General features: G+C 57.1%; 21 protein-coding genes, 1 other RNA gene and 2 pseudogenes. 7 read left to right on the top strand and 17 right to left on the bottom strand.

Features of this window, described 5'->3' with window-relative positions; genetic code table 11:
- Positions 1-11: 11 nt before the first annotated feature.
- The 4 genes and pseudogenes from QTO30_RS09355 to QTO30_RS09335 form a co-directional block, all read right to left on the bottom strand.
- Positions 12-2,128 (bottom strand): annotated as a pseudogene (locus QTO30_RS09355) (YfbK domain-containing protein).
- The gene (locus QTO30_RS09345; RefSeq protein WP_340425912.1) at positions 2,125-2,661 is read right to left on the bottom strand and encodes an RNA polymerase sigma factor; all 537 of its coding nucleotides are present in this window, start codon (positions 2,659-2,661) and stop codon (positions 2,125-2,127) included. The pseudogene QTO30_RS09355 and the gene QTO30_RS09345 overlap by 4 nt, the downstream one beginning before the upstream one ends.
- 75 nt (positions 2,662-2,736) lie before the next feature.
- On the bottom strand, positions 2,737-3,225 hold the full coding sequence (locus QTO30_RS09340; protein ID WP_340423891.1) for a hypothetical protein: 489 nt from the start codon (positions 3,223-3,225) through the stop codon (positions 2,737-2,739).
- An 84-nt stretch (positions 3,226-3,309) separates the two neighbouring features.
- Positions 3,310-4,788, bottom strand: coding sequence for an NAD-dependent succinate-semialdehyde dehydrogenase (locus tag QTO30_RS09335; protein ID WP_340423890.1), 1,479 nt, complete (start codon positions 4,786-4,788; stop codon positions 3,310-3,312).
- A 66-nt stretch (positions 4,789-4,854) separates the two neighbouring features.
- Between QTO30_RS09335 and QTO30_RS09330 the strand changes: the two genes are divergently transcribed.
- The gene (locus QTO30_RS09330; RefSeq protein ID WP_340425911.1) at positions 4,855-5,628 is read left to right on the top strand and encodes an alpha/beta hydrolase; all 774 of its coding nucleotides are present in this window, start codon (positions 4,855-4,857) and stop codon (positions 5,626-5,628) included.
- Positions 5,629-5,727: 99 nt separating this feature from the next.
- Complete coding sequence (locus QTO30_RS09325; RefSeq protein WP_340423889.1) at positions 5,728-6,033, top strand: hypothetical protein; 306 nt, start codon at positions 5,728-5,730, stop codon at positions 6,031-6,033.
- Positions 6,034-6,102: 69 nt separating this feature from the next.
- On the opposite strand, the gene QTO30_RS09320 is transcribed toward QTO30_RS09325, so the two are convergent.
- Positions 6,103-6,753, bottom strand: a complete 651-nt coding sequence (locus QTO30_RS09320; protein WP_445327139.1) for a ribonuclease T2 family protein — start codon at positions 6,751-6,753, stop codon at positions 6,103-6,105.
- A gap of 115 nt (positions 6,754-6,868) precedes the next feature.
- Here QTO30_RS09320 and QTO30_RS09315 point away from each other — a divergent pair, with 115 nt between their 5' ends.
- On the top strand, positions 6,869-7,624 hold the full coding sequence (locus QTO30_RS09315; RefSeq protein WP_340423888.1) for a DUF1013 domain-containing protein: 756 nt from the start codon (positions 6,869-6,871) through the stop codon (positions 7,622-7,624).
- 51 nt (positions 7,625-7,675) lie between these two features.
- On the opposite strand, the gene QTO30_RS09310 is transcribed toward QTO30_RS09315, so the two are convergent.
- From QTO30_RS09310 to QTO30_RS09280, 7 genes and pseudogenes are all read right to left on the bottom strand, one after another.
- A complete protein-coding gene (locus QTO30_RS09310; RefSeq protein ID WP_340423887.1) occupies positions 7,676-8,299 on the bottom strand; it encodes a class I SAM-dependent methyltransferase in 624 nt (207 codons plus the stop codon).
- A 34-nt stretch (positions 8,300-8,333) separates the two neighbouring features.
- Positions 8,334-9,173: a hypothetical protein gene (locus QTO30_RS09305; protein ID WP_340423886.1), complete on the bottom strand. Its 840-nt coding sequence runs from the start codon at positions 9,171-9,173 to the stop codon at positions 8,334-8,336.
- Complete coding sequence (locus tag QTO30_RS09300; protein WP_340423885.1) at positions 9,170-10,453, bottom strand: hypothetical protein; 1,284 nt, start codon at positions 10,451-10,453, stop codon at positions 9,170-9,172. The genes QTO30_RS09305 and QTO30_RS09300 overlap by 4 nt, the downstream gene beginning before the upstream one ends.
- Before the next feature lie 96 nt (positions 10,454-10,549).
- Entirely contained in the window at positions 10,550-11,143 is a 594-nt protein-coding gene (recR, locus tag QTO30_RS09295) for a recombination mediator RecR (protein ID WP_340423884.1), read from the bottom strand.
- A gap of 10 nt (positions 11,144-11,153) precedes the next feature.
- Positions 11,154-11,498, bottom strand: a complete 345-nt coding sequence (locus QTO30_RS09290) for a YbaB/EbfC family nucleoid-associated protein (protein WP_340423883.1) — start codon at positions 11,496-11,498, stop codon at positions 11,154-11,156.
- 13 nt (positions 11,499-11,511) lie between these two features.
- Complete coding sequence (locus tag QTO30_RS09285) at positions 11,512-11,913, bottom strand: hypothetical protein (protein ID WP_340423882.1); 402 nt, start codon at positions 11,911-11,913, stop codon at positions 11,512-11,514.
- Positions 11,889-13,670, bottom strand: a pseudogene (locus QTO30_RS09280) (DNA polymerase III subunit gamma/tau); the annotation flags it as partial. The pseudogene QTO30_RS09280 and the gene QTO30_RS09285, both read right to left, overlap by 25 nt.
- Before the next feature lie 243 nt (positions 13,671-13,913).
- On the opposite strand from QTO30_RS09280, the gene QTO30_RS09275 reads away from it, so the two are divergent.
- Both QTO30_RS09275 and QTO30_RS09270 read left to right on the top strand, forming a co-directional pair.
- Entirely contained in the window at positions 13,914-15,413 is a 1,500-nt protein-coding gene (locus QTO30_RS09275) for an ankyrin repeat domain-containing protein (protein WP_340423881.1), read from the top strand.
- Complete coding sequence (locus QTO30_RS09270) at positions 15,406-15,879, top strand: protein-tyrosine phosphatase family protein (RefSeq protein ID WP_340423880.1); 474 nt, start codon at positions 15,406-15,408, stop codon at positions 15,877-15,879. Before QTO30_RS09275 ends, QTO30_RS09270 begins: the two co-directional genes overlap by 8 nt.
- 30 nt (positions 15,880-15,909) lie before the next feature.
- Here the strand turns inward: QTO30_RS09270 and rsgA are convergent, their stop codons facing one another.
- From rsgA to QTO30_RS09245, 5 genes are all read right to left on the bottom strand, one after another.
- Entirely contained in the window at positions 15,910-16,740 is an 831-nt protein-coding gene (rsgA, locus tag QTO30_RS09265; RefSeq protein ID WP_340423879.1) for a ribosome small subunit-dependent GTPase A, read from the bottom strand.
- A 35-nt stretch (positions 16,741-16,775) separates the two neighbouring features.
- Positions 16,776-16,943 (bottom strand): hypothetical protein, encoded by a 168-nt coding sequence (locus QTO30_RS09260; RefSeq protein ID WP_340423878.1) that lies wholly within the window; start codon positions 16,941-16,943, stop codon positions 16,776-16,778.
- A 178-nt stretch (positions 16,944-17,121) separates the two neighbouring features.
- Positions 17,122-17,220, bottom strand: an RNA gene (ffs, locus tag QTO30_RS09255) — signal recognition particle sRNA small type.
- A gap of 38 nt (positions 17,221-17,258) precedes the next feature.
- Entirely contained in the window at positions 17,259-18,554 is a 1,296-nt protein-coding gene (locus QTO30_RS09250) for a 5'-nucleotidase C-terminal domain-containing protein (protein ID WP_340423877.1), read from the bottom strand.
- On the bottom strand, positions 18,551-19,111 hold the full coding sequence (locus tag QTO30_RS09245) for a metallophosphoesterase (protein ID WP_340423876.1): 561 nt from the start codon (positions 19,109-19,111) through the stop codon (positions 18,551-18,553). The genes QTO30_RS09250 and QTO30_RS09245 overlap by 4 nt, the downstream gene beginning before the upstream one ends.
- A 90-nt stretch (positions 19,112-19,201) precedes the next feature.
- Between QTO30_RS09245 and nudC the strand changes: the two genes are divergently transcribed.
- Positions 19,202-20,149: an NAD(+) diphosphatase gene (nudC, locus tag QTO30_RS09240; RefSeq protein ID WP_340423875.1), complete on the top strand. Its 948-nt coding sequence runs from the start codon at positions 19,202-19,204 to the stop codon at positions 20,147-20,149.
- Positions 20,150-20,173: 24 nt separating this feature from the next.
- Positions 20,174-20,638, top strand: coding sequence for an SRPBCC family protein (locus QTO30_RS09235; protein ID WP_340423874.1), 465 nt, complete (start codon positions 20,174-20,176; stop codon positions 20,636-20,638).
- Positions 20,639-20,656: the final 18 nt, after the last annotated feature.

Below are 20,656 nucleotides of genomic sequence, written 5' to 3'. Positions count from 1 at the left end.
CGCGCCACCTCTTACTGCGACAGACTTTGCGCCAGGCGCATCAGTTGCACCGCTTCGGTGCGATACCCAAATGCATCCTCACCACGGCTTGCATTGGCGAGCGCAATCGCGTCGTCATAGCCCCAATCCCCCAAATACTGTGGGTTGCGCAGCAACTGGCCAAATCCGGCGATTGCGGCGGCAAAACTGGCTTCGCTTCCGGGGATGCTGCTGCCAATGATCGGGGTCTCGATCAATTGGCTTACATCCGCGCCCGCCTCTTTGTAGCGCAGTTTCAGGAACCCCAATTCGTCGGAGGTTTCGGCCACAGTATTGGGCACATAGCGCAGCGGATCACTCAATTGCGCGGGGCTACCAACGGGCGTCACTTCGTAGATGGCCGTGACCGCATGGCCTGCGCCCAACTCGCCTGCATCCACCGCGTCATTGTTAAAATCTTCGCGATTCAGCGCGCGTGTTTCATACCCGATCAGCCGATACTCGGCGATCTGAGCGGGGTTGAACTCGACCTGTACTTTGACATCGCCCGCAATTGGGAAGAGCGCGCCTGATAGCTGATCAACCAGAACTTTCTGCGCCTCGGACAGCGTATCGATGTAGGCCGCCGTCCCGTTTCCGTTCTGGGCCAGCGCTTGCATCGTGGCATCATCAAGATTGCCGCGCCCAAAGCCAAGCACGCTAAGATAAGTGCCTGTGTCACGTTTGTCCGCGATGAAGTCCTTGAGCGCATTTGGATCGCTGAGACCCACATTGAAGTCACCGTCCGTCGCAAGGATCACGCGGTTGACCTCACCATTTTCACGCATGGTTTCAGCAACGCTATAGGCTTGTTCCAGCCCGCCTTGGCCATTTGTCGATCCACCTGCGCCAAGTGACTGGATCGCTTGCAGGATTGTTGTCCGCTCGGACGCATTGGTCGGTGCCAGCACTTGGCCTGCGCTGCCAGCGTATTCTACGATGGCCACCTGATCTTGCGGGCGTAACTGGTCCAACATCAGTCGGAACGATTGCTTGAGCAAAGGCAGCTTGGTGGGATCATCCATCGAACCCGAAGTATCGATCAGAAAGACAAGGTTCAGTGGCGGCCGTTCGGCAATCTCAGGCATCTGCCCTTGCAAGGCGATGTGCACCAGTTGGGTATCCGTATTCCATGGTGTCTGGAATGTCGTGACGGTTGGGCGGAAGGGGGCCGCGCCCGCATCGGGTGTTGGGTAGTCGTAAGGGAAATAGTTGACCATCTCTTCGATCCGCACGGCCTGTGCCGGGGGCAGTTGGCCACGCGACAGCGATGAGCGGACGACTGCGTAGGACGCAGTGTCAACGTCGATTGAGAAGGTTGAAACGGGGTCGTCTGTGGTGATCCTGAGTGGGTTCACCACGTCATTGGCGAAGCTTTCCGTGTCCGGGGCCGGGGCAATCACGACATCATCAGCGCTTGGTGGCGGCGCAACGATAAGGCGCTCTGCCGTTAGGCCGCCCGAAGCTGGGTTCGGTGGGGCTTGAGCGGGGCCGCGTTCAGCGCCTGACGGCGCTCAACGGTCGTGGCCTGAGGTTCTGGCATGCTCTGCGCAATCTCGGCCTCTTGCATTTGCGGGGCCATCGCGTCGTCTGCGATTTGTGGCAACTCTTTTGTTGCGGGACGCGACCGATCTGCGAAGTCGAGGTCTTGCGTTGGTGCCTCCAGAGGGCCCAACAACAACTCTCCTTCGGCACTTGCCGGTGCATCCTGAATGATCGCGTTTTCAGCCAGTTCCTCGGTAGTCAGTGGGCCGCTTTCGATTTGTGGCTGCGTAATGGTTCCATCAAACTCTGTCATTGTGATTTGTGGCGCGGATGGAGGGCGCAGAATGTCTTGTCCTTGTGGGGTCAGAAACAGAAATCCGCAGGCGACCAGTGCGGTTGTCGTGGTCAGCCCAGCTTTTGATGTTATTGTGTTCAGCATTGTCTTCACTCCTGTCCAAAGGCCCTTTGGCCCGGTTACAGCAGTGGGACGCGCAGCATCGCGCGATCCTTGGAGATCGGCAAAGTTTTTCTGTGCCAGCGCGATATTTTCCGCGCGTCGTGCGGCATCTGGACGCGGCGTTGCCCTATCCATCATGGCTTTGAGGTCATTCAGGTCGTCAGTCATACCATGTCCTCCTGTTCCTTCATCGCGCGGAGCGCCTTTTTCGCTTCTGAGACGCGCCAGCTGATGGTGCCCTCCGATACGCCCATCACCTCAGCGGCCTGCGCATGTGTCATGTCGTCCAACACAAGGGCGAGTGTGTCGCGCAGGTCTTCCGGCAGTTGGTTCATCGCAGCCGTCAGCCAATCCAGCTTTTCCAGCGTGTCTGCGTTGGCTGCTTTGCGGTTCACTTCCCAATCGCCCCAGCCATTGGTTGCCTTGGCATAGGTCGCCCTTTTTCGGCGGCGGTCGTGGGCGGCGTTCACAGCGACGCGGTAAAGCCATGTCGTGACCTTGGCACGCCGATGATAGCTGGCGAGTTTCGTAAGCAGCGCCGCGCAAATATCCTGTGTCAAGTCTTCGGCTTCGCTACGCAAGCCGGTGATCCGAAAGCAAAAGGCAAAGAGCCTGTCATAGTGCCGATCAAGCAGGCTTGCGAAAGCAGCGCCATCACCGGCAGCCGCTGCTGTTGCAAGGTCTTCATCGCTTGTCATCATGCGCATCACGGTGGTTTGACGTAGGCGCAAGGTCAATCCTTGGAATTATTCCGAACTTTTTTCAGATGTATCTGTTCAGCGCGCTAGATGGCTTTGAAATGCCACGGCAAGCCTGTCGCGATTGTTCAGTCCAACCATCCTGTCTGTCAGGTTCCCGGCTGAATCAAAAAACAGCAAGGTGCTGTGGGTCGCGCCAAATCGCGATGCGAAGGCGATGCCATTGGCGGTCTTGATGTCTGCGACCCGATACTCCAAACTCTCATCGACCTCCGCCAGCGCCGCGCGTACCTCGCGTTGCAGGGCGATGCAGGTCTGACATTGGGTGTCGTGGACCTGCACGATTGTGGGTGACCCTTGGCCAACAACGCTAAGGTCCCTTTCGGTGACCGCCGCTTGCACCGTGCGCACGCCCCAAAAACCGACGCCGCCCAAAACCAAAGCTGCCCCCGCAACGGTTCCCGCCAGAGACAGAAACGACCTGCGGCTTTTCTTGACTGGTTGTGCTGCGGTCGGTTGCTTGCGCTTGGATTTTGTGGGGCGCGGTTTGTTTTTGGACTTCTTCATGGACTGCACCTTGGGCTTTGCATTGCGACTATACATACACAACGCTTGGGCTTAGCTGCCTTCACATTGGCTTGAAAACCTCTTTTAGACGCTTGTGCAGATGTATTTCATTTCCAGATAGTCCTCGATCCCGTGGCTGGATCCCTCGCGGCCAAGCCCCGACTGTTTGACGCCGCCAAAGGGTGCGACCTCCGTCGAGATGATCCCGGTGTTCACACCGACGATCCCGTATTCCAGCGCTTCGGCGACTTTGGTCACACGGCTCAGGTCGTTGGCATAAAAATAGCAGGCCAGACCGAAGATCGTGTCGTTGGCCTGTGCGATCACATCGTCTGCGTCCTCAAATTTGAAGAGCGGGGCGAAGGGGCCAAAGGTTTCGTCGGTGCTGACCAGCATTTCTTTCGTGGCATTGGCGACGATTGTCGGTTCAAAAAACTGACCACCAAGGTCGTGGGGCTTACCGCCGGTGAGGATTTCAGCGCCTTTCCAGAGAGCGTCGTCCAAGTGGGACTGCACTTTGGTCACAGCCTTGGGCTCAATCAGTGGGCCCAAAGTGGTGCCCTCAGCCATGCCGTCGCCCACGCGCAGTGCCTCAACGGCCGTTTTGAACTTGGCGGCAAAGGCATCGTAGACCCCAGCCTGCACGTAGATCCGGTTCGCACAGACACAGGTTTGCCCGTTGTTGCGGAACTTGCAGGCGATGGCGCCTTCGACTGCGGCATCAAGATCGGCGTCGTCGAAGACGATAAAGGGCGCGTTGCCGCCCAGTTCCATCGAGCATTTGATCACCTGATCAGCAGCTTGCGCCAGCAGGATGCGGCCCACTTGGGTTGACCCTGTAAACGTTAGCTTACGGACGGCTGGGTTTTCGCAGAACGCCTTACCGACCGCAGGAGCATCTGACGATGTAACAACGGAAAACAGGCCATCAGGTACCCCGGCCTCTTGTGCCAGCTTTGCCATCGCAAGGGCGGAGAGCGGTGTCAGCTCCGACGGTTTGATGACAAACGCACAGCCAGCGGCAAGGGCCGGGGCGACTTTGCGTGCGATCATCGCGTTGGGGAAATTCCACGGCGTGATACCTACGGCCACACCGATAGGCTGTTTGATCACGGTGATCCGCTTGTCTGCCATATGCCCCGGGATGGTTTCGCCGTAGATGCGCTTTGCCTCTTCGGCGAACCATTCCACAAATGACGCGCCATAGGCGATCTCGCCGCGCGCTTCGGCCAGTGGTTTGCCTTGCTCAGCCGTCATGATGATAGCGAGGTCTTCCTGATTGGCCATCATCAGTTCAAACCACTTGCGCAGAATGTTTGCGCGCTCTTTTGCGGCACGGGCCGCCCAGGGCTTGCGAGCCGCGTCAGCGGCGGTGATGGCTTTTGCAACCTCATCAACCGACAGGTCAGGCACCTTTGCAATCACATCACCGCGTGCCGGGTTTGTGACATCGAATGTTTTGCCACTGGCCGCTTGCACCCAATGCCCGGCCAAAAGTGTATCTTCGCAAACCAGATCAGGACGCGACAGCATGGATTTGAGATTTGTGGTTTCGTCAAGCATAGTGGCCTCCCTAAGGTTTCGGCGCTATCTGACCCATGCAGGGCGGTGGCGTAAAGGGGGGACATGATGGAATTGGATGATGCCTATGCAAATGCGGCCTATATTCCGGGCGCAGATGCATATCCAGAAAAATGGGCGCAGGCGGCGGCGACGTTTCGCGCGCAAACGCTCTGCGAACTGGACCTGGCCTATGGTGAAAGTCCACGTCAGCGCTTTGACTTGTTCCACCCACCACGTTTGTCCAAGGGATTGGTTGTCTTTGTACATGGCGGATATTGGCTACGCTTTGACAAATCTTTTTGGTCGCATCTGGCTGCCGGGCCACTGGCCCACGGCTGGACTGTTGCTATGCCGTCGTATGATCTCTGCCCGGATGTGCGTATCGCAGATATCAGGCGTCAGATTGTGGCTGCTATTGTGTCGGTTTCACAGCGCGTCCCTGGGCCGATCCGTCTAGCGGGCCATTCGGCTGGGGGGCATCTGGTCGCAAGAGCCAGTGTTCCAACCACGGGTGCGCGTTGGCAGGACCGGCTTGTACAGACTGTCGCGATATCACCGGTTGCTGATCTTGCGCCGCTTTTGCGAACGTCGATGAACGCTGATCTGAATTTAGAGGCCGCAGAAGTTGCAGCGGAAAGCCCCATACATCAACCTCAGCCAAAAGTGCCTGTGACAGTTTGGGTGGGATCGGATGAGCGTCCTGCATTCTTGCAACAAGCCAGTGCACTGGAGACAGCATGGCAATGTCAAAAGGTTGTGGCGGCGAACAAGCACCACTTTGACGTGATCGAGGAACTGGCAGAACCGGATAGTGCGCTGACAAGCACCGTATTGGCCTAGTTGGTGCGTGGGTTGGTGGTAGACCTCAACCCAATCTCAACATATGGTGTTCAGACTGGGTAAAACGCGCGAATCGCGCATAAGTGGATGGTATCTAAGATGGGTATTGCACGAAGTGCCATGATTGTTCTGGCCGCTGGCGCGCTGGTTGCTTGCGAACGAACCGGCGATAACAACGATGTCACCGATGGCGGTGTCGATGGTGGTTTTCTGCGCGATGGTGTGGCGAATGTTTGGGTTGACCCGGATGGGTGTCAGCATTGGTACATTGATGACGGACTCGAGGGCTTTATGACCCCACGCCTGAACCGCGACGGCACGCCAAAGTGTCAGGACAGCCGTGGTGAAATCACTCTTAAGGATGGTAGTCGCGTTCCCGCGGAGGTGGAGCCGACAAATTCTTAACGGTCCAGACCTCAGTACCTGACGATCTGAAAAGGCATTGGTTTGCTGATGCCTTTGTCGTTTCCAGAATCATCGCATTGGATCGAATTGCGCGTTCGTCATTGTGCAATCGCGGATCACATCTTGCCCACAATCACGGAATTCCAGATCGCGGGTCAGGCAGATACGCGCCTCTTGAATATAACCGGATTTGCAGGTGATCGTGATCTGATCGGCCTCTAGGCTTGGGTTGTCTTCCAGAAATGCCTCTTCGATCAAGGACGCTGGAAGCGTCACCTCTGTCGTCAATGAGCGCAACACGGCGGGCCGCGTAATCCGGCCATAGGCTGCGCGCGACAGGGCGTAGTAATCGTCAGAAGATAGCCCCGAGCACACCCCATGCTTGCGCCATTGGTGCCATGCCAGCCCTGATGTACCCATGATGTCTGCCATAGCACTGGTATCGCTGCGGCTGGGTGGTCGTTTGCTTGTTGTACAGTTGGCGGGGTAACCACGTTCGTATTGCGGCCAGAGCCCATGCAATATCCAGCCGAATTCCGCTGAGGGGTCGCATTGGGGTGAATTGCGCGCGTCGCCTTCCAAAGCACACCAGTTGGCCGACCACGACAGTGACATGACGTAGTAGTCAAAGTCGCCTGCGCGATCCTGCGCCGAAAGCGGTGATGCCATTAGGCCCAACAGTGCAAACACACGATGCATTTTGATCTTTCCAAATTTCATATGCGTCACTATATACGCCCCAAGTTCCTCGACAATGCGAACCCGGCTGCCACCGCAGTCTGCCCAGTTCAAGGGCGCAGGAGAGGCTTGTCTGTTGATATGATGGAGATGAAAGATGTCCGATAAACCGATTATGGCCAAAGCCACCGCGGTCTGGCTTTGCGATAACACCACTTTGACCTTTAAGCAGATTGCCGATTTCTGCGGCTTTCACGAGCTGGAAGTACAGGGCATTGCCGATGGGGACGTTGCGACGGGCGTGAAGGGGTTTGATCCTATCGCCAACAACCAGTTGACCCAGGAAGAGATCGACAAGGCCGAGGCCAACCCGCTGCACAAGCTGAAGCTGAAATTCTATGCTGCTGCTGCTTACGAAGAAAAGCGCCGTGGTCCGCGGTATACGCCCCTGTCCAAGCGTCAGGATCGGCCCGCTTCGATCTATTGGTTGGTCAAGTTCCATCCGGAGCTGTCAGATGGTCAGATTTCCAAACTGGTCGGTACAACCAAACCGACCATTCAGGCGATCCGCGAGCGGACACACTGGAACATCAACAACATCGAACCGATTGATCCGGTGGCTTTGGGCCTGTGTAAGCAGTCTGAACTCGACGCCGCTGTGCAAAAAGCCAACGCCAAGAAAGAAAAAGAAGGCGCCGTCATGTCAGATGACGAGCGTCGCAAACTGGTCAGCACCGAACAGTCACTGGGCATGCCGGCTGAACCCAAAATGCCAAGTGCAATGGCCGGGCTTGAGACGTTCAGTTTGAACGATCCGCGTGATGAAGAAGGCGAAGAAGAAACCGATGATCGTGACGTTGCCGATGCGGACAGCTTTTTCAATCTGCCCGACGATGATGAGAGCAAGGACTAGGTCAGTCACTACGCTGTGAATAGGGCGTCCACTGAGGGCGCCCTCTTTCGTTTACCCGGGGCGCTGCGCAACGATAAAACGTGCTGATCTGTTCTTTCCAAAGTATCCGGTTTCGACGACCTCAAGCCCGGCATCGCGGAACGCATTTTCAAGTGTTGCCGCATCAAACAACAGAACATGCGGCGCTTTGCCAAAGACCTTCATGAGTTTGATCATGGGCGGAATGAACATATTCATGTCGTGTAGGCAGGCTGTTTTTGAGATGACGTAGCCGCCAGGTTTCAACTGGCTGTAGAGATGAGACAGCGTTGCTGGCAGATCATCGACCAAATGCAAAATACTGAAGGCGCAGATTGCGTCAAAAGGTGCATTGTTGAGGGGTTCGGTGATCTTGCATTGCTGAAAGCGGACGTTTGCTACACCCCTGTCTGCAAGCTTGCCCTTCGCAATTTCAAGCATTTTGCCCGACAAATCGGTCGCTGTAACCTGCCTTACCGCACCTGCTAGCGTCAGCGCTGTCGTGCCAGTGCCGCATCCGACCTCAAGCAAATGGTCAGTGCGCTCAAGGTAATGCCGCGTCCGACCCAGCGTCTCTTCATATGCTGCCATATCCTTGATGGGCGAAGCCGCATATTTCTTTGCGGCTTTGTCCCAGAACGATGGGTCAGCCATCATATCCTCCTCATGCGGGGCCATCGGCCTTAAGAATTTAAGTGGCGTTCATAAGTGACGCGACCAGATCGGCAAAGGCGGTGTCATCTAACTGTGCCGGATCCGCATATACTGTAAACTCTGCTGTAGCGGTGAGGCGTTGAGGGTTTGTCCCGGCGGGCAGTGCCTCAAGGTCGGTGATCCACAACTCTTGTAAGTCAAATGCCACAAGGGTCAGCACACAGTTTCCCAATTGCGCACGCAGCCTGTCACAAACCGATTGCGCGCGTTGCAACATGTCAGTGCGTGTTTGCGCATCATTCGGCGGGCGCAGGTCACCCTCAAACGGAAGCATGGCCTTCGTGCTGATCAACTGTCCGTTCGCAACAGTTTCCGGGGTGCCAAGGTCCGCAATGGGGATGTAGGCAAGATGGCCGTCCAGTACCCATTTCCCTTCACGGTTCTCGCGTGCCTCAGTACGGATCACATCGCATGAGGTGCCAATTGTTGCCAGGATATCCGCGCAATACTCAATCAATTGTGCGGGCGCACGGGCCGCGGCATAGAGTTCGCGCAAATTGTCGGCGGGCTGCGCCTCTCCGAACACCAGCAGTTCCTCGTGGCGGATGATCTTTTCGACACCGATGTAGCGCGCTGCCGTCAATTCATCCGGGATGAAAACCTCCCGCACAGCGGGCCTGTCGCTAAGCCATTGAAAAGGATCTTCCGGCGTTGGTTCGGCTGCGATTTCCTGCGCACTAGTTGGCGGTTGCGGGGTGAAAGCTGCGGTGCGCTCGCCCAACCACCCAAGAGTATTGGTTCCGCCAAAGTTCAGAGCGATCACTGGCCCGATTAGGATCACCAGAAAGACAACAAAGGAAAGATACCCCCGTTTCATCGGCTATTCCTTTCCATTGCGGGTGGGTCGAGGGCCGTGAGATCACCGCCAGCGGCCGCACGCAATAGCGTTTGTTGCAATTGGGTGACTGCGGCCGTGCGAGTCGTGAAATCACCCGTCATCAAATGATCTGTTTCTGCCATGCGAATGTCTTGCCCAGCCAAAGGGCTATAGTCAAAGGGCGCATCGGGTTTGGGCCCGAGCAACACATGTGCGGCATCGCGTGCTGTGATGGTGTTGGCGCTTGCGTTGACGCCAAGCGTTTGTGTGTACCAGCGGTCATAGGCTTCGTATCCTTTGGTGTAAGAATACATCAGGTTCTGATATCGCAGACTGCCAGCTTCGGATTTTCGTGACCCGATCCATTCGGGTTGTGGCCTGCGCCAGGGGCGGATCATGCAGTCACGCGGGATGTCATCCGCCCCATATTGATGGGGAGGCAGGAAATCGCTGACCAGCAGCGCTTCGGTTGTCGCAGTGCCGGGCAGATTGGCCACGCCGGAAAAATCTGACCCGATAAGGGCCACATGTGCGATCTCGACCCCAGGGCCAGCGTTTAGGTTCCAAACGATGCCCGGCCCTATATTTTGCAGCACAAGGTAAATCGGGGCGGATGTATCTGTGACAAACACATCAAGTACGGTCTTTTCGCCGCTAAGGGTCATGTCGGCAATGGGATCGGCGCCCTGCTGGGTCACAGCTGTGACATTTTCGAGTAACTGATCCACCAGCTGTTCATCGGAAAAGGCGTGCAGCGGTGCAGGTAACAGGGCGTTTTCAATGCGCACGCCCATGACCTTCTCACCAGCGGCCGGGTCGCGTAGATTACATTGGTCGTTGCGGCTGATGGGTACAATATCGCCGGTGGCCGTGTTTTCGGTCGGCAGGCTGACCTGCGTTACAATATCGCTCAAGACGAGCGGGTCGGCCCCACTATGCGCAATAGCGGGAGACGCGAATACTGGCCCCTCATCGGACATGGTGTCCGTCGCAATGATCTCTTCAGGGGGGAGCGTCGCATCATCCACTCCGTCGCCCGATATCAACGCCTTGAGATCTGGTGGCAGCGCTTGCCAGCCGTAAAAGCCGCCTGCGCCAAGGGCTGCGAGAGCAACAACCCAGATGATACCGTTGCGCACAGGGTGCGCTTCGCGCGGGACGTTGTAGTCAAAGTCTGAAACATCGCGCCCGGCTGGGTCCGGCTCTGCCCCTCCGCCGCGCTCTTTTGAGATACGGCTCAGCCGTTGTGCAAAGTCTTCTTGGCGTCGATCATTTGTCATTTCAGGTAAGACCCCTCGTTACAGTGTCCGCGTATTGGCTGATTGGGGCAAGCCCTGTGCGAAGATATGGCAACATCTTGATAACGGACCTGTGTGTCAAAGCGCTTTGCGCGCATTGAGAGCGGCAGTAATGGTGCCATCATCAAGGTAGTCCAACTCGCCCCCGATGGGCACGCCTTGTGCAAGCGATGTCACGCTGATGCCAGGCAGTTGGTCTGCGATGTAGTGGGCTGTGGTTTGGCCGTCAATTGTAGCACCCAGCGCAAGGATCACCTCGGTGACATTCTCAATCTTAATGCGATCAATCAGCTTGGGGATGCGCAGCTCATCCGGGCCGATCGCGTCAAGCGCCGACAGTGTGCCGCCAAGCACATGATAGCGTCCCTGAAAGACCTGCGCGCGTTCCATTGCCCAAAGATCGGCCACATCTTCAACCACGGCGATCTGGCCCGTGGCGCGCTTTTCCGCACTGCAGATATCACAGATATCGGTCGTACAGACATTGCCACAGTTCAGGCATTCGCGGACTGTTGCACCGACACGCTGCATTGCATCAGCCAGCGGCAGCAGAACCAGAGACCGTTTCTTGATCAGGTGCAGCACGGCGCGTCGTGCCGAACGCGGCCCCAGCCCCGGCAGTTTGGCCATCAGCGTGATCAGATTATCGAGGTCTTCGGTGCCGTTTGTCATTCTTTGCTGCTTAGAAGGGCAAGTTCATACCCGGAGGTAGGCCAAGCCCTTCGGTCATCTTGCTCATCTCTTCCTGCGCGCGTTCGGTCGCTTTGCTCTGCGCATCCTTGATCGCTGCCAAAATCAGGTCTTCGACCACTTCTTTGTCGTCACCGTTGAAGATGGATGGATCAATATCGAGGCCTTTGAGCTCGCCCTTAGCGGTCGCCGTCGCCTTGACCAGACCAGCGCCACTCACACCTTCGACCATGATGTTTTCAAGGTCTTCCTGCATCTGGGCCATCTTGCCCTGCATTTCCTGTGCTTGCTTCATCATCTTGGCCATATCACCAAGGCCGCCAAGTCCTTTGAGCATGTTACTGATCTCCTTATTTATTGTCCCGTTTCAATGGCGCAGTGTAAAGCACGACGCCGACACACACCAGTGCGGCAAAGACGATGAAGAGTGCGGAATTTCCGACGCATCCCTCGGCCATAGCTGCTGCTCTGATGTCGCCAAAGTCACCCCAGCCGGTCGCAAGAAATGTGGATAGGCTCCAGCCAACCACGACGGCCAATCCGCCCCATTCACTGCGGAACCGCACCGCCAAAGCCGTTGCAACAATAAGGAGCAGAACGACTGGCGTTTGCAACAGGTAGATCAGTTCACCAAAAGCAGTGACCGGATCGCCGGACCAGTTGGGACGTTCCTTGTCACAGACCTCGGCCCATGCCGGTGCAGGGGTAACAAGGAGCGCTGCCCAGATTAGTCTTCGTCGAACGGGTCCCATTCATCATCCACTTCGGGCAGCGCATCTGCCAATGCGTGCTGTTCTTTCTCGGCCTCTGTTCTGATTTCGGTGATCTTTGCCTTTGGGAAGGTGGCAATCACGGCTTTGACCAGTGGATGTTCCTGCGCCTCTTGCAGCAGTGCGTTTTCAGCAGCGTCCCGTGTTTCGGCAATTGTAGGCCCGCCGCCTTCGGCGACGCTGATTGCCCAACGATTGCCTGTCCAAGCTTGCAGCCGCGCCCCGAGCCGACCAACCAGATCGCGGGCCGCGTCCGGGGTCGGGTTCACTTCGATGCGGCCAGGTTGATAGCTGACAAGGCGCAGCCCGGTTTCGACCTCGACCAGCAGTTTCACATCGCGATGGGTGCGGATCAGTTCGACCACATCTTCGAAGCGGGCATAGTGTTGCAATGCATCGGTTTGCAGGGCCACCGCAGTTTGTGCGCCTGATGCGGAGGGTCCGGTCGGGCCAGAATGCGTCGGGGCAGGGGTGTTGCTCATCGCGGTTGTGCTGCCTGCTTGCGGCGCAGGTCTGCCGCCGGATGGCCCGCCGGGTGGTGGCGTGGCATCTTGCAGTTTGCGCACCAGTTCTTCGGGGCTTGGCAGGTCGGCGACATGGGTCAGCCGGATCACGGCCATTTCGGCGGCCATCATCGCGTTGGGGGCCATGGCAACTTCGTCCAGCGCTTTCAGCAGCATCTGCCACATCCGCGATAGTACGCGCATTTGCAGATCAGCGGCCATCGCCTGACCGCGCGTGCGTTCATCGGGGCTGATGGTGGGATCTTCAGCGGCCTCTGGTGTGATCTTGATCACGCTGATCCAGTGGCACACCTCTGCCAGATCACGCAGCACCGCCATGGGGTCGGCCCCATCAGCATATTGACCCGAAAGCTCAGTCAGAGCAGCAGCAGCTTCGCCCCGCAGGATCATATCAAAGAGGTCCAGCACACGACCACGATCCGCGAGGCCAAGCATGGCGCGGACCTGATCAGCGGTGGTCTCTCCTGCGCCATGGCTGATGGCCTGATCCAATAGTGATTGGGCATCGCGCGCAGAGCCTTCGGCAGCACGGGTGATCAGAGCAAGCGCCTCATCCGTGATCTCAGCGCCCTCTGCCGTGGCGATCTTGCGCAGCAGCGCAATCTGGGTTTCCGGCTCGATCCGACGCAAATCAAAGCGTTGGCACCGCGACAGGACGGTCACCGGTACTTGCCGAATCTCTGTTGTCGCAAAGATGAACTTCACATGCTCTGGTGGCTCTTCCAGCGTCTTCAACAGCGCGTTGAAAGCGTTCTTTGACAGCATGTGCACTTCATCGATGATGTAGATTTTGAACCGGGCCGAGGCCGCCCTGTAGTGCACAGAGTCAATAATCTCGCGAATATCGCCGACGCCGGTCCGAGAGGCGGCGTCCATTTCCATCACATCGACATGGCGGCCTTCCATGATGGCAACGCAATGTTCGCATTCACCACAAGGCTCTGTCGTAGGCCCACCTTTGCCATCTGGGCCAATGCAGTTCATGCCCTTGGCGATGATGCGTGCGGTTGTTGTTTTGCCGGTGCCACGGATGCCGGTCATGATAAAAGCCTGCGCGATCCGGTCTGCTTCGAACGCGTTCTTCAACGTCCGCACCATCGCGTCCTGGCCCACCATATCGGCAAAGGTTTCGGGCCGGTATTTGCGGGCAAGTACTTGGTATTGCGGCTGATCAGTCATGGGGGCCTTGGATTGGGATTCGGGCGTTGCGTCAGACTAGGGGCAGTGATGCCAGAGGTCTACCTTATCAAACCGTCCAACGCATGTTGAAAGCAAAGGTGGCGGGCAGGCGGTTGCGTAAGACGCGCCGCTTGGGTAATTTGAAGGCGCTGCGTTGGGCAGCATCCTGGTTCGCGGAAAGCGTGACGCACCCAATAGCGACCTTGAAGACCCACATCTGTGGTCTTTCTCATTTGCCTCCGTGAAGCGAACCAAGGGGCGTATCTGGTGAGGAAGCCAATGACACATCCTTTGGATGACCTGCGCAGGCAGGCAAAAACCCTTCAAAAATCTTACGAACGCGGAGAGCGCGCGGCGATTGAACGCATTGAACTGGTGCGGCTACGACGTACGGGGGCGCTCAAACGGGCCGATTTTCTGCATGTGATCGCAAGAGAGCATAGTTTTGCGAGTTGGCCCTCGCTGAAAACATCTGTCGAGTTGCGGGGCATGGACCGCGCTGCCAAGTTGCAACGGCTCAAGATCGCACTGGCCCATGGGCAGGCGCAAGTCGCCCGCCAGATCATTGCGGATAACTCTGATTTGGCCGATGGTGAATTCGGCTTGCAGGTTGCCCTCTATGATTTGCCAGCTGTGCAAGCTGCTTTGCGCCAGAACCCTGATGCGGCGACCCAAAGCTGGGGTGGCAAGACGCCGATCCTACATCTGACCTATTCGCCAATGCTGCGCGTTTGGCCTGATAAAGAGGATGATATGTGCGCCATTGCAGCGCTTTTGGTGGCCAATGGCGCGGACGTGAATGACGGCATGTCTGCCGAGCCGGGCAGCGATCACATGCTCTCTGCACTCTACGGAGCGATTGGCCATGTGGGGAACCTGCCTATGGCACAGTGGCTTCTGGATCAGGGGGCTGATCCGAATGACAATGAAAGCCTCTATCATGCGACAGAACTTGGGCATGCCAAGGGCGTCAGGATGCTGCTGGCTGCGGGCGCCAATCCGACGGGAACGAATGCACTTTTGCGGGCGATGGATGCTGATGATGCGGAGATGGTGAAGCTGCTTCTTGCTGCGGGCGCTGACCCCAATGAAGACAATGGCGGGATGACCGCCTTGCATCATGCGGCGATCAGGCTGTGCTCGGCTGAGGTCTGCGCACTTCTGCTGGAGCATGGCGCCGACCAAAGCATCGTTCGCGGTGGGGTCACACCCTATGCCTGTGCGCGGGTCTTTGGTCATGATGCTTTGGCGGGCATGTTGGCCTCAGAGCCTTTGACTGAAATTGAAGAGAAGTTGGCGCGGGCCGCCGTAGGTGATGTTGACTCAGGCGTATCGTTGGATGTATCGGCGCTGCCCAAACCATACGCAAACATCGTAAGAGACATCTTACACCTGCCGGGTAAACTGCCCCATGTGCAGGCGCTTGTCGCTTTAGGCATGCCGTGGAATATGCCGGATGAGATGGGTGTGACCCCGGTGCAAACCGCCGGGTGGGAGGGATTGCCAGAGGTGATGCGCTTTTTTCTGCACCTCAAACCTGATTTGGGGCATGTGAACGGCTATGGCGGGACCCTGCTGTCGACCGTCATTCACGGATCAGAGAACAATCCCAATCGTGCTGGGCGCGACTATCTGGGGTGTCTCGAACTTGCCTTGCAAGAAGGTGTCGCATTGCCCCGGCGCGCGATAGAATTGGCCGGAGAGCCTGAAGTCGCGGAGTTTCTGGCGGAGTGGGCGGCCCGCTATCCGGGTCAGTTCGTGGAACACGGTGTTGCTTGAATTTGTGATACACAGTCTGAAACTAGGGGGCGGGGAGATTGCGATCACCCCGATCCCCGGCAGGACGCGACACTACTACGCCGACTGGCTGCGGTTGATGGAATGGCGTCCTGATCTGGTATTGAGCATGACCTCGCAAGCGGAACTGGACCGCAAAGGTGCCGGGACGCTGGGCACGGATCTGGCAAATGAAGGGATCGGCTGGTTGCACCTGCCGGTTCCTGATTTTGGCGTACCCGACAATTTGGACTGGCCGATTGTGCGGGATCAAGCGCTGGAAGTGCTGGGGCAAGGTGGCCGCGTGCTGGTGCATTGTTTCGGTGGATGCGGCCGGTCAGGGATGATGGTCCTGCGGTTGATGATTGCCACCGGAGAAACCCATGATTTGGCTTTGGCAAGGCTGCAGGCCGTGCGTCCTTGTGCTGTGGAAACCGATGCGCAAATGCGCTGGGCGTGCGCAGGGTAAGGTGGATCATGATCCACCTTACACGCCGGGCTATCTGCCCTTTTTCTGGGTCGCCGAGCGATAGACCTTACCCAACTTGCGATAGCGGTCACGTGCCTGCGCAATTGTTTCCGTCGCATATTGGTTTTCGCGCTTCAGTTTTTTGAACCGTTTCAACCGGTCGGGATCAATGTCACCCGCTTCAATGGCTGCCTGAACAGCACAACCGGGTTCGGTTTCATGCTCACAGTCCCGGAATTTGCACTGTTCTGCCAACTCCGAGATTTCTGCAAAGGTTGCGTCAATCCCGTATGCAACTTCGGCAACCCCAAGCCCACGCATGCCCGGCGTGTCGATCAGCCAGCCACCGCTGTTCATTCGGTGAAGCGAGCGGCCCGTTGTGGTATGGCGCCCACGCGCGTCATCTTCGCGGATCGCTTGGGTTGCCGCATCGCCACCCGTCAAAGCATTGGCGATAGTGGTTTTGCCGACACCGGAAGACCCGGCCAATGCCACTGTCTGCCCCTTGCCGCACCACGGCGATAGCAATGCGGCGATGTCATCGGTTTTGGCATCCATGACGACAACCTCAAGATCGCGTCCGAGTACGCGCGCCTGATCGACATAGGTGTCTGGATTGTCGGTTTGATCCGCCTTTGTCAGCACAATCACAGGTGTGATCATTGCGTCATGGGCTAGCGCCAGATAGCGCTCCAAACGCGCTGGGTTGAAGTCGTTGTTGCATGATGATGTGATAAAAAGCGTATCCAGATTGGCGGCAATCAGTTGCTTTTCACCGGTGTGGTATTCGGTCCCGCGTGTCAGTTCGGTTTGCCGGTCCAATACCCGGACCAGCCGGTGCTGTTCCGGCGCACAAAGCACCCAATCACCGACGCCGACAGCGGCGGTCGTGATGCTTAGGCGTCAAGCGTCAATTCTAACGTGCCGATTTCTGAAAAGCCCACAACCCGGTCGCGGTGGACGGTGGCGATGCGGGCAGGGGTAAGGGTTTCCAACTCTTCGATTTCGAGTTGGGACATATAGTAGGGCGACCAGCCAAGGGCGGCGCGTGTCAGTTCTGTCAATGATCTGTCCTCGTCAAAGGTATTTGTGGCGCTGGCGGCCATGCGTCAGCGGGAACCGGACGAGGGGGCGGAAATAGCTTCAGCGCACCCGGACCGGGAGGGTGTTTCTTGCGACAATCATCAACATCCTCCTTTGCTGGATGCGGCGGTGAGGTCTTCAATTTGCTGTGCAAATCGAAGGTGAGAGGCTGGACATCGACCCAAGCGGGGCTCGTTGTGGCTGCTTCCTTCCGGACCTGACCAGGTTGGCGAGGCGCTCGCCCGCGCCAACCTCTCACCCGTGATATAAGCCGGTTGGCACGCCTTCGCAAGACGTCAGAAGCTGATCTGGTATGTCTCAAACCCATCAGGGCCCGGGCCGATGTGGCTGATCGGACCGAACATGTGTTGGCGCGCGGCGGGTGCGCTGGTGAATCGGGCAGCTGTCTGAGGTATCGGCGCAAAGGACCATGTCGCGTGGACCGGGGTTGCGATCGTCCCGGTTTGCGTGAGGTATTCGATCAAATGTGTGCGGACAGGATGCGCTGAGGTGAAAAGAACATCCTCAGACGCGATGGCAGGGAAACCCCCACCACCCTTGGCGCGAAAACTGTTGGCTGCGACCAGAAACACGTCCTCATCCGCAACGGTTTTCCCTTGGTATCTGATATCTTGAATACGGCAGGCGTCGGTATTGATTTCAACGCCATTGGCATTGAACCGGGCGGGCTGGGACAGGTCGATCTGATAAGATAGTCCGTAAATAGTATCGCAATTGTAACCTGCGCTGTGAGGGTTGATAAGCGGTTGATCCAGAATACCGGGGCGCACCTGATTGTAATGTGCTGACGCCCGTTCCAGCCAAAGCCGCAGTTGCTTTCCCGTACGCCTTACCGCGCAAAGTGCGTCGGCGAAGGGAAAAATTGCGGCCGCATCACGCAGTGTAATCGGCCCCGGTGGGATGTCGATGTAGTGGCCCAGCCCGCTGCGGCCCCCAAAACGGAACGATGATTTTGCTGCAAGCAAAGGCAGCGCGGCTTGTTCGGTGTCTTTCAGCGCCGTTGCCACGCTGTTTTGCATGGCCCGCGCCAACAGCTGCTGGCTCAGGTCGGGTTGGATGGTCGCAAAGTAGCTTGCGATAGGGATCTGCGTTTGTGCTATGGGCGCACGTAATTTGGAAACTGTTGCCCGATGTGGCACGCTGACAAGGTCACGCAATCGCTGACGCAAAGGGCTTTCTGCAGCCGTTCCCGCCGTATGTCTTAGTGAGGCCTTTTGGCCTACAATCCCCCATCCGTCCGCAACCCATTGCAGGTCCAGCTCGAGCACACCAAGTGATTTGCCGCAGAATGTCGCCATCACGGCCGGTTTGCCATAAAGACGCCCTGTCGCATAATCTGCATCGGTTGCAGACCGGCCTGCGGGGTCGGGAAAAGCTTCATGTGTGTGCCCCAGCAGAAGGGCATCAATGCCGCTCACCTTGGCCAGCGGCAGGGCCGCGTTCTCCATCTGTGGCAAGTATTTATCGTCACCGATCCCGGAATGGCAAAGGGCGATAATCACATCAGCCCCGGCTGCTTGCATCTGAGGAACGACTTCAGATGCAGTTGCGACAATGTCATCGACTTTCACACCGTTGTTGCCGAATGCATTGTCCCCATCTGAAATCTGAGGGGGGCAAAACCGGTGATTCCGATTTTGATCTCCCGTCGCTGCGCATCATCACAAAGGATTTCACGTTCCATAATAACAAAAGGGTTCGCCAGTGTGCCACCATCCAAGCAGCTGATATTTGCGCTGACAATCGGAAACGCGGCGTTGGCCAGCGTATCACGCAGGAACTTCAACCCATAATCAAATTCGTGATTGCCGAGCGTCATTGCGTCATATTGCAGCGTATTTAGGGCGGCGATCATCGGATGTGTTTCGCCCGGTTGGGCGTGGGCTGCGATGTGATCTGCCAGCGGGTTGCCTTGCAGCAGGTCGCCATTGTCAAACAAAAGCGTTGTTACACCCTTATCTTCACGCAGAGCCTTTATCTGATCGGCCAAACCAATCAATCCGATGCTGGGATCGGGTTTGTCTGCAAAATAGTCATAGTCAAGCAACTGCATATGCAAGTCGGTCGTCTCAAGCACCTGCAGTCGCCCAATCGGGTAGTCAGGCATAGGGGGAGACTTAGTCTGCATTCTGCAACCTTAACGAGCGCTTAGCGCATCTACCATGCCAAGATGACGGAAAAAATTGCACTTACGCAAGGTCCATGTCATGCGGGCGCGATGAAAATTGCAGAAACAGTGACATTCGGTGGATCTGGCCTTGATCGTGCAGCGGAAATGCGCGTGATGGCCGATGAGTTAAAAACACAAAACGGCGCGTGCGCGATGCTATTGTGGCGTGGTAAACCTATGATTTGTGGTGATGATTTGATGCGCGTGCCATTGGATCACCCCGTGATGGCAGATGCATCGGCGTCAACTATTTTTCTGGGGCGTGAAGCCGATACACCAGTTTTTTCAGCCGATCTTTCTGCATGGGAACCTGCGGACCTGGATACAGAAACGCTCAATAGCTTTCTCGACCCGTCCGAGCAGCGGCACCCGGCGGTCCCGAATGCTGTATTTGCGGAATTGCGCGCCGTTATGACCCGCCTGTCGCCGCGTGATGCAGAATTGGCAGCGACAGCTAAGGCGGTCACCGAATGGCACCGGACACATCGCTTTTGTGCGCGTTGTGGGACGGAAAGTGTGATGGCTATGGGCGGATGGCAACGTGACTGTCCAGCTTGTGGGGGCCATCACTTCCCGCGTACCGATCCGGTAGTCATCATGTTGATCACGCATGGCAACGCCGTGCTTGTGGGCCGTTCGCCGGGATGGCCGGATGGGATGTATTCGCTACTTGCTGGCTTTGTAGAGCCCGGTGAAACGATTGAAGCGGCGGTGCGCCGCGAGGTGTTCGAGGAGGCGGGCGTGCGGGTGGGTGCAGTATCCTATTTGTCCAGCCAGCCGTGGCCTTTCCCTGCATCTTTGATGTTCGGATGCGCGGGTGATGCCATCAACACGGATCTGACGATTGATCCCGAAGAAATTGAGGATGCGATATGGGTGACCCGCGAAGAAATGGTGGATGCCTTCGCGGGCAACCACCCCAAGCTTTTGCCGGCACGCAAGGGTGCGATTGCGCATTTCTTGCTTGAGGCCTGGCTGTCTGATCGGCTTGACTAGACGGTAGGTTAGGAATCAACACCCATGAAGTTCAGCACGCGCGAAGATATCGAAGCCCCGATCAGCTATGTTTACGGGCGGGTCACCGATTTCGCGAACTTCGAACGCCGGGCCATGCGTCAGGGAATCGATGTGAGTTGCCGCACAACAGGTGACGCGGCGATGGGGACGGTTTGGGACATCAGCTTTGAATTTCGGGGCCGTTTGCGCAAGGTCGCTGCAGAGCTCACCCGGCTTGAACCCGAACAGGCCGTGGAAATTGAAAGCCAATCGGATGGTCTGACCGCAATCACGCAGGTGGAACTTGTTGCATTATCCGCGACAAGGACCCGTGTTTTGGTCTCTTTTGACATGCGCGCCAAGACACTGACTGCGCGTTTGCTGTTGCAATCGCTCAAACTTGCAAAAACCAAGATGACCAAACGGTTTAAGGCACGGGTTCTGGAGTATAGTGAAACCGTCGAGGACGATTATCGGCGCGGACATTAGATCCGGCAAAGGTGTTGC

The organism is Yoonia sp. GPGPB17 (assembly GCF_037892195.1).
GTDB lineage: Bacteria > Pseudomonadota > Alphaproteobacteria > Rhodobacterales > Rhodobacteraceae > Yoonia.
The sequence above is the reverse complement of the archived record's forward strand: the minus strand, read 5'-3'. Positions and strand labels throughout refer to the sequence as shown.

What these genes read in the sequence shown, in the direction of transcription:
- QTO30_RS09345 (WP_340425912.1), bottom strand. Translation starts at nt 2,661, where the DNA reads ATGATGACAAGCGATGAAGACCTTGCAACAGCAGCGGCTGCCGGTGAT.
- QTO30_RS09340 (WP_340423891.1), bottom strand. Translation starts at nt 3,225, where the DNA reads ATGAAGAAGTCCAAAAACAAACCGCGCCCCACAAAATCCAAGCGCAAG.
- QTO30_RS09335 (WP_340423890.1), bottom strand. Translation starts at nt 4,788, where the DNA reads ATGCTTGACGAAACCACAAATCTCAAATCCATGCTGTCGCGTCCTGAT.
- QTO30_RS09330 (WP_340425911.1), top strand. Translation starts at nt 4,855, where the DNA reads ATGGAATTGGATGATGCCTATGCAAATGCGGCCTATATTCCGGGCGCA.
- QTO30_RS09325 (WP_340423889.1), top strand. Translation starts at nt 5,728, where the DNA reads ATGGGTATTGCACGAAGTGCCATGATTGTTCTGGCCGCTGGCGCGCTG.
- QTO30_RS09320 (WP_445327139.1), bottom strand. Translation starts at nt 6,753, where the DNA reads ATGAAATTTGGAAAGATCAAAATGCATCGTGTGTTTGCACTGTTGGGC.
- QTO30_RS09315 (WP_340423888.1), top strand. Translation starts at nt 6,869, where the DNA reads ATGTCCGATAAACCGATTATGGCCAAAGCCACCGCGGTCTGGCTTTGC.
- QTO30_RS09310 (WP_340423887.1), bottom strand. Translation starts at nt 8,299, where the DNA reads ATGATGGCTGACCCATCGTTCTGGGACAAAGCCGCAAAGAAATATGCG.
- QTO30_RS09305 (WP_340423886.1), bottom strand. Translation starts at nt 9,173, where the DNA reads ATGAAACGGGGGTATCTTTCCTTTGTTGTCTTTCTGGTGATCCTAATC.
- QTO30_RS09300 (WP_340423885.1), bottom strand. Translation starts at nt 10,453, where the DNA reads ATGACAAATGATCGACGCCAAGAAGACTTTGCACAACGGCTGAGCCGT.
- recR (WP_340423884.1), bottom strand. Translation starts at nt 11,143, where the DNA reads ATGACAAACGGCACCGAAGACCTCGATAATCTGATCACGCTGATGGCC.
- QTO30_RS09290 (WP_340423883.1), bottom strand. Translation starts at nt 11,498, where the DNA reads ATGCTCAAAGGACTTGGCGGCCTTGGTGATATGGCCAAGATGATGAAG.
- QTO30_RS09285 (WP_340423882.1), bottom strand. Translation starts at nt 11,913, where the DNA reads ATGGGACCCGTTCGACGAAGACTAATCTGGGCAGCGCTCCTTGTTACC.
- QTO30_RS09275 (WP_340423881.1), top strand. Translation starts at nt 13,914, where the DNA reads ATGACACATCCTTTGGATGACCTGCGCAGGCAGGCAAAAACCCTTCAA.
- QTO30_RS09245 (WP_340423876.1), bottom strand. Translation starts at nt 19,111, where the DNA reads ATGCAGACTAAGTCTCCCCCTATGCCTGACTACCCGATTGGGCGACTG.
- nudC (WP_340423875.1), top strand. Translation starts at nt 19,202, where the DNA reads ATGAAAATTGCAGAAACAGTGACATTCGGTGGATCTGGCCTTGATCGT.
- QTO30_RS09235 (WP_340423874.1), top strand. Translation starts at nt 20,174, where the DNA reads ATGAAGTTCAGCACGCGCGAAGATATCGAAGCCCCGATCAGCTATGTT.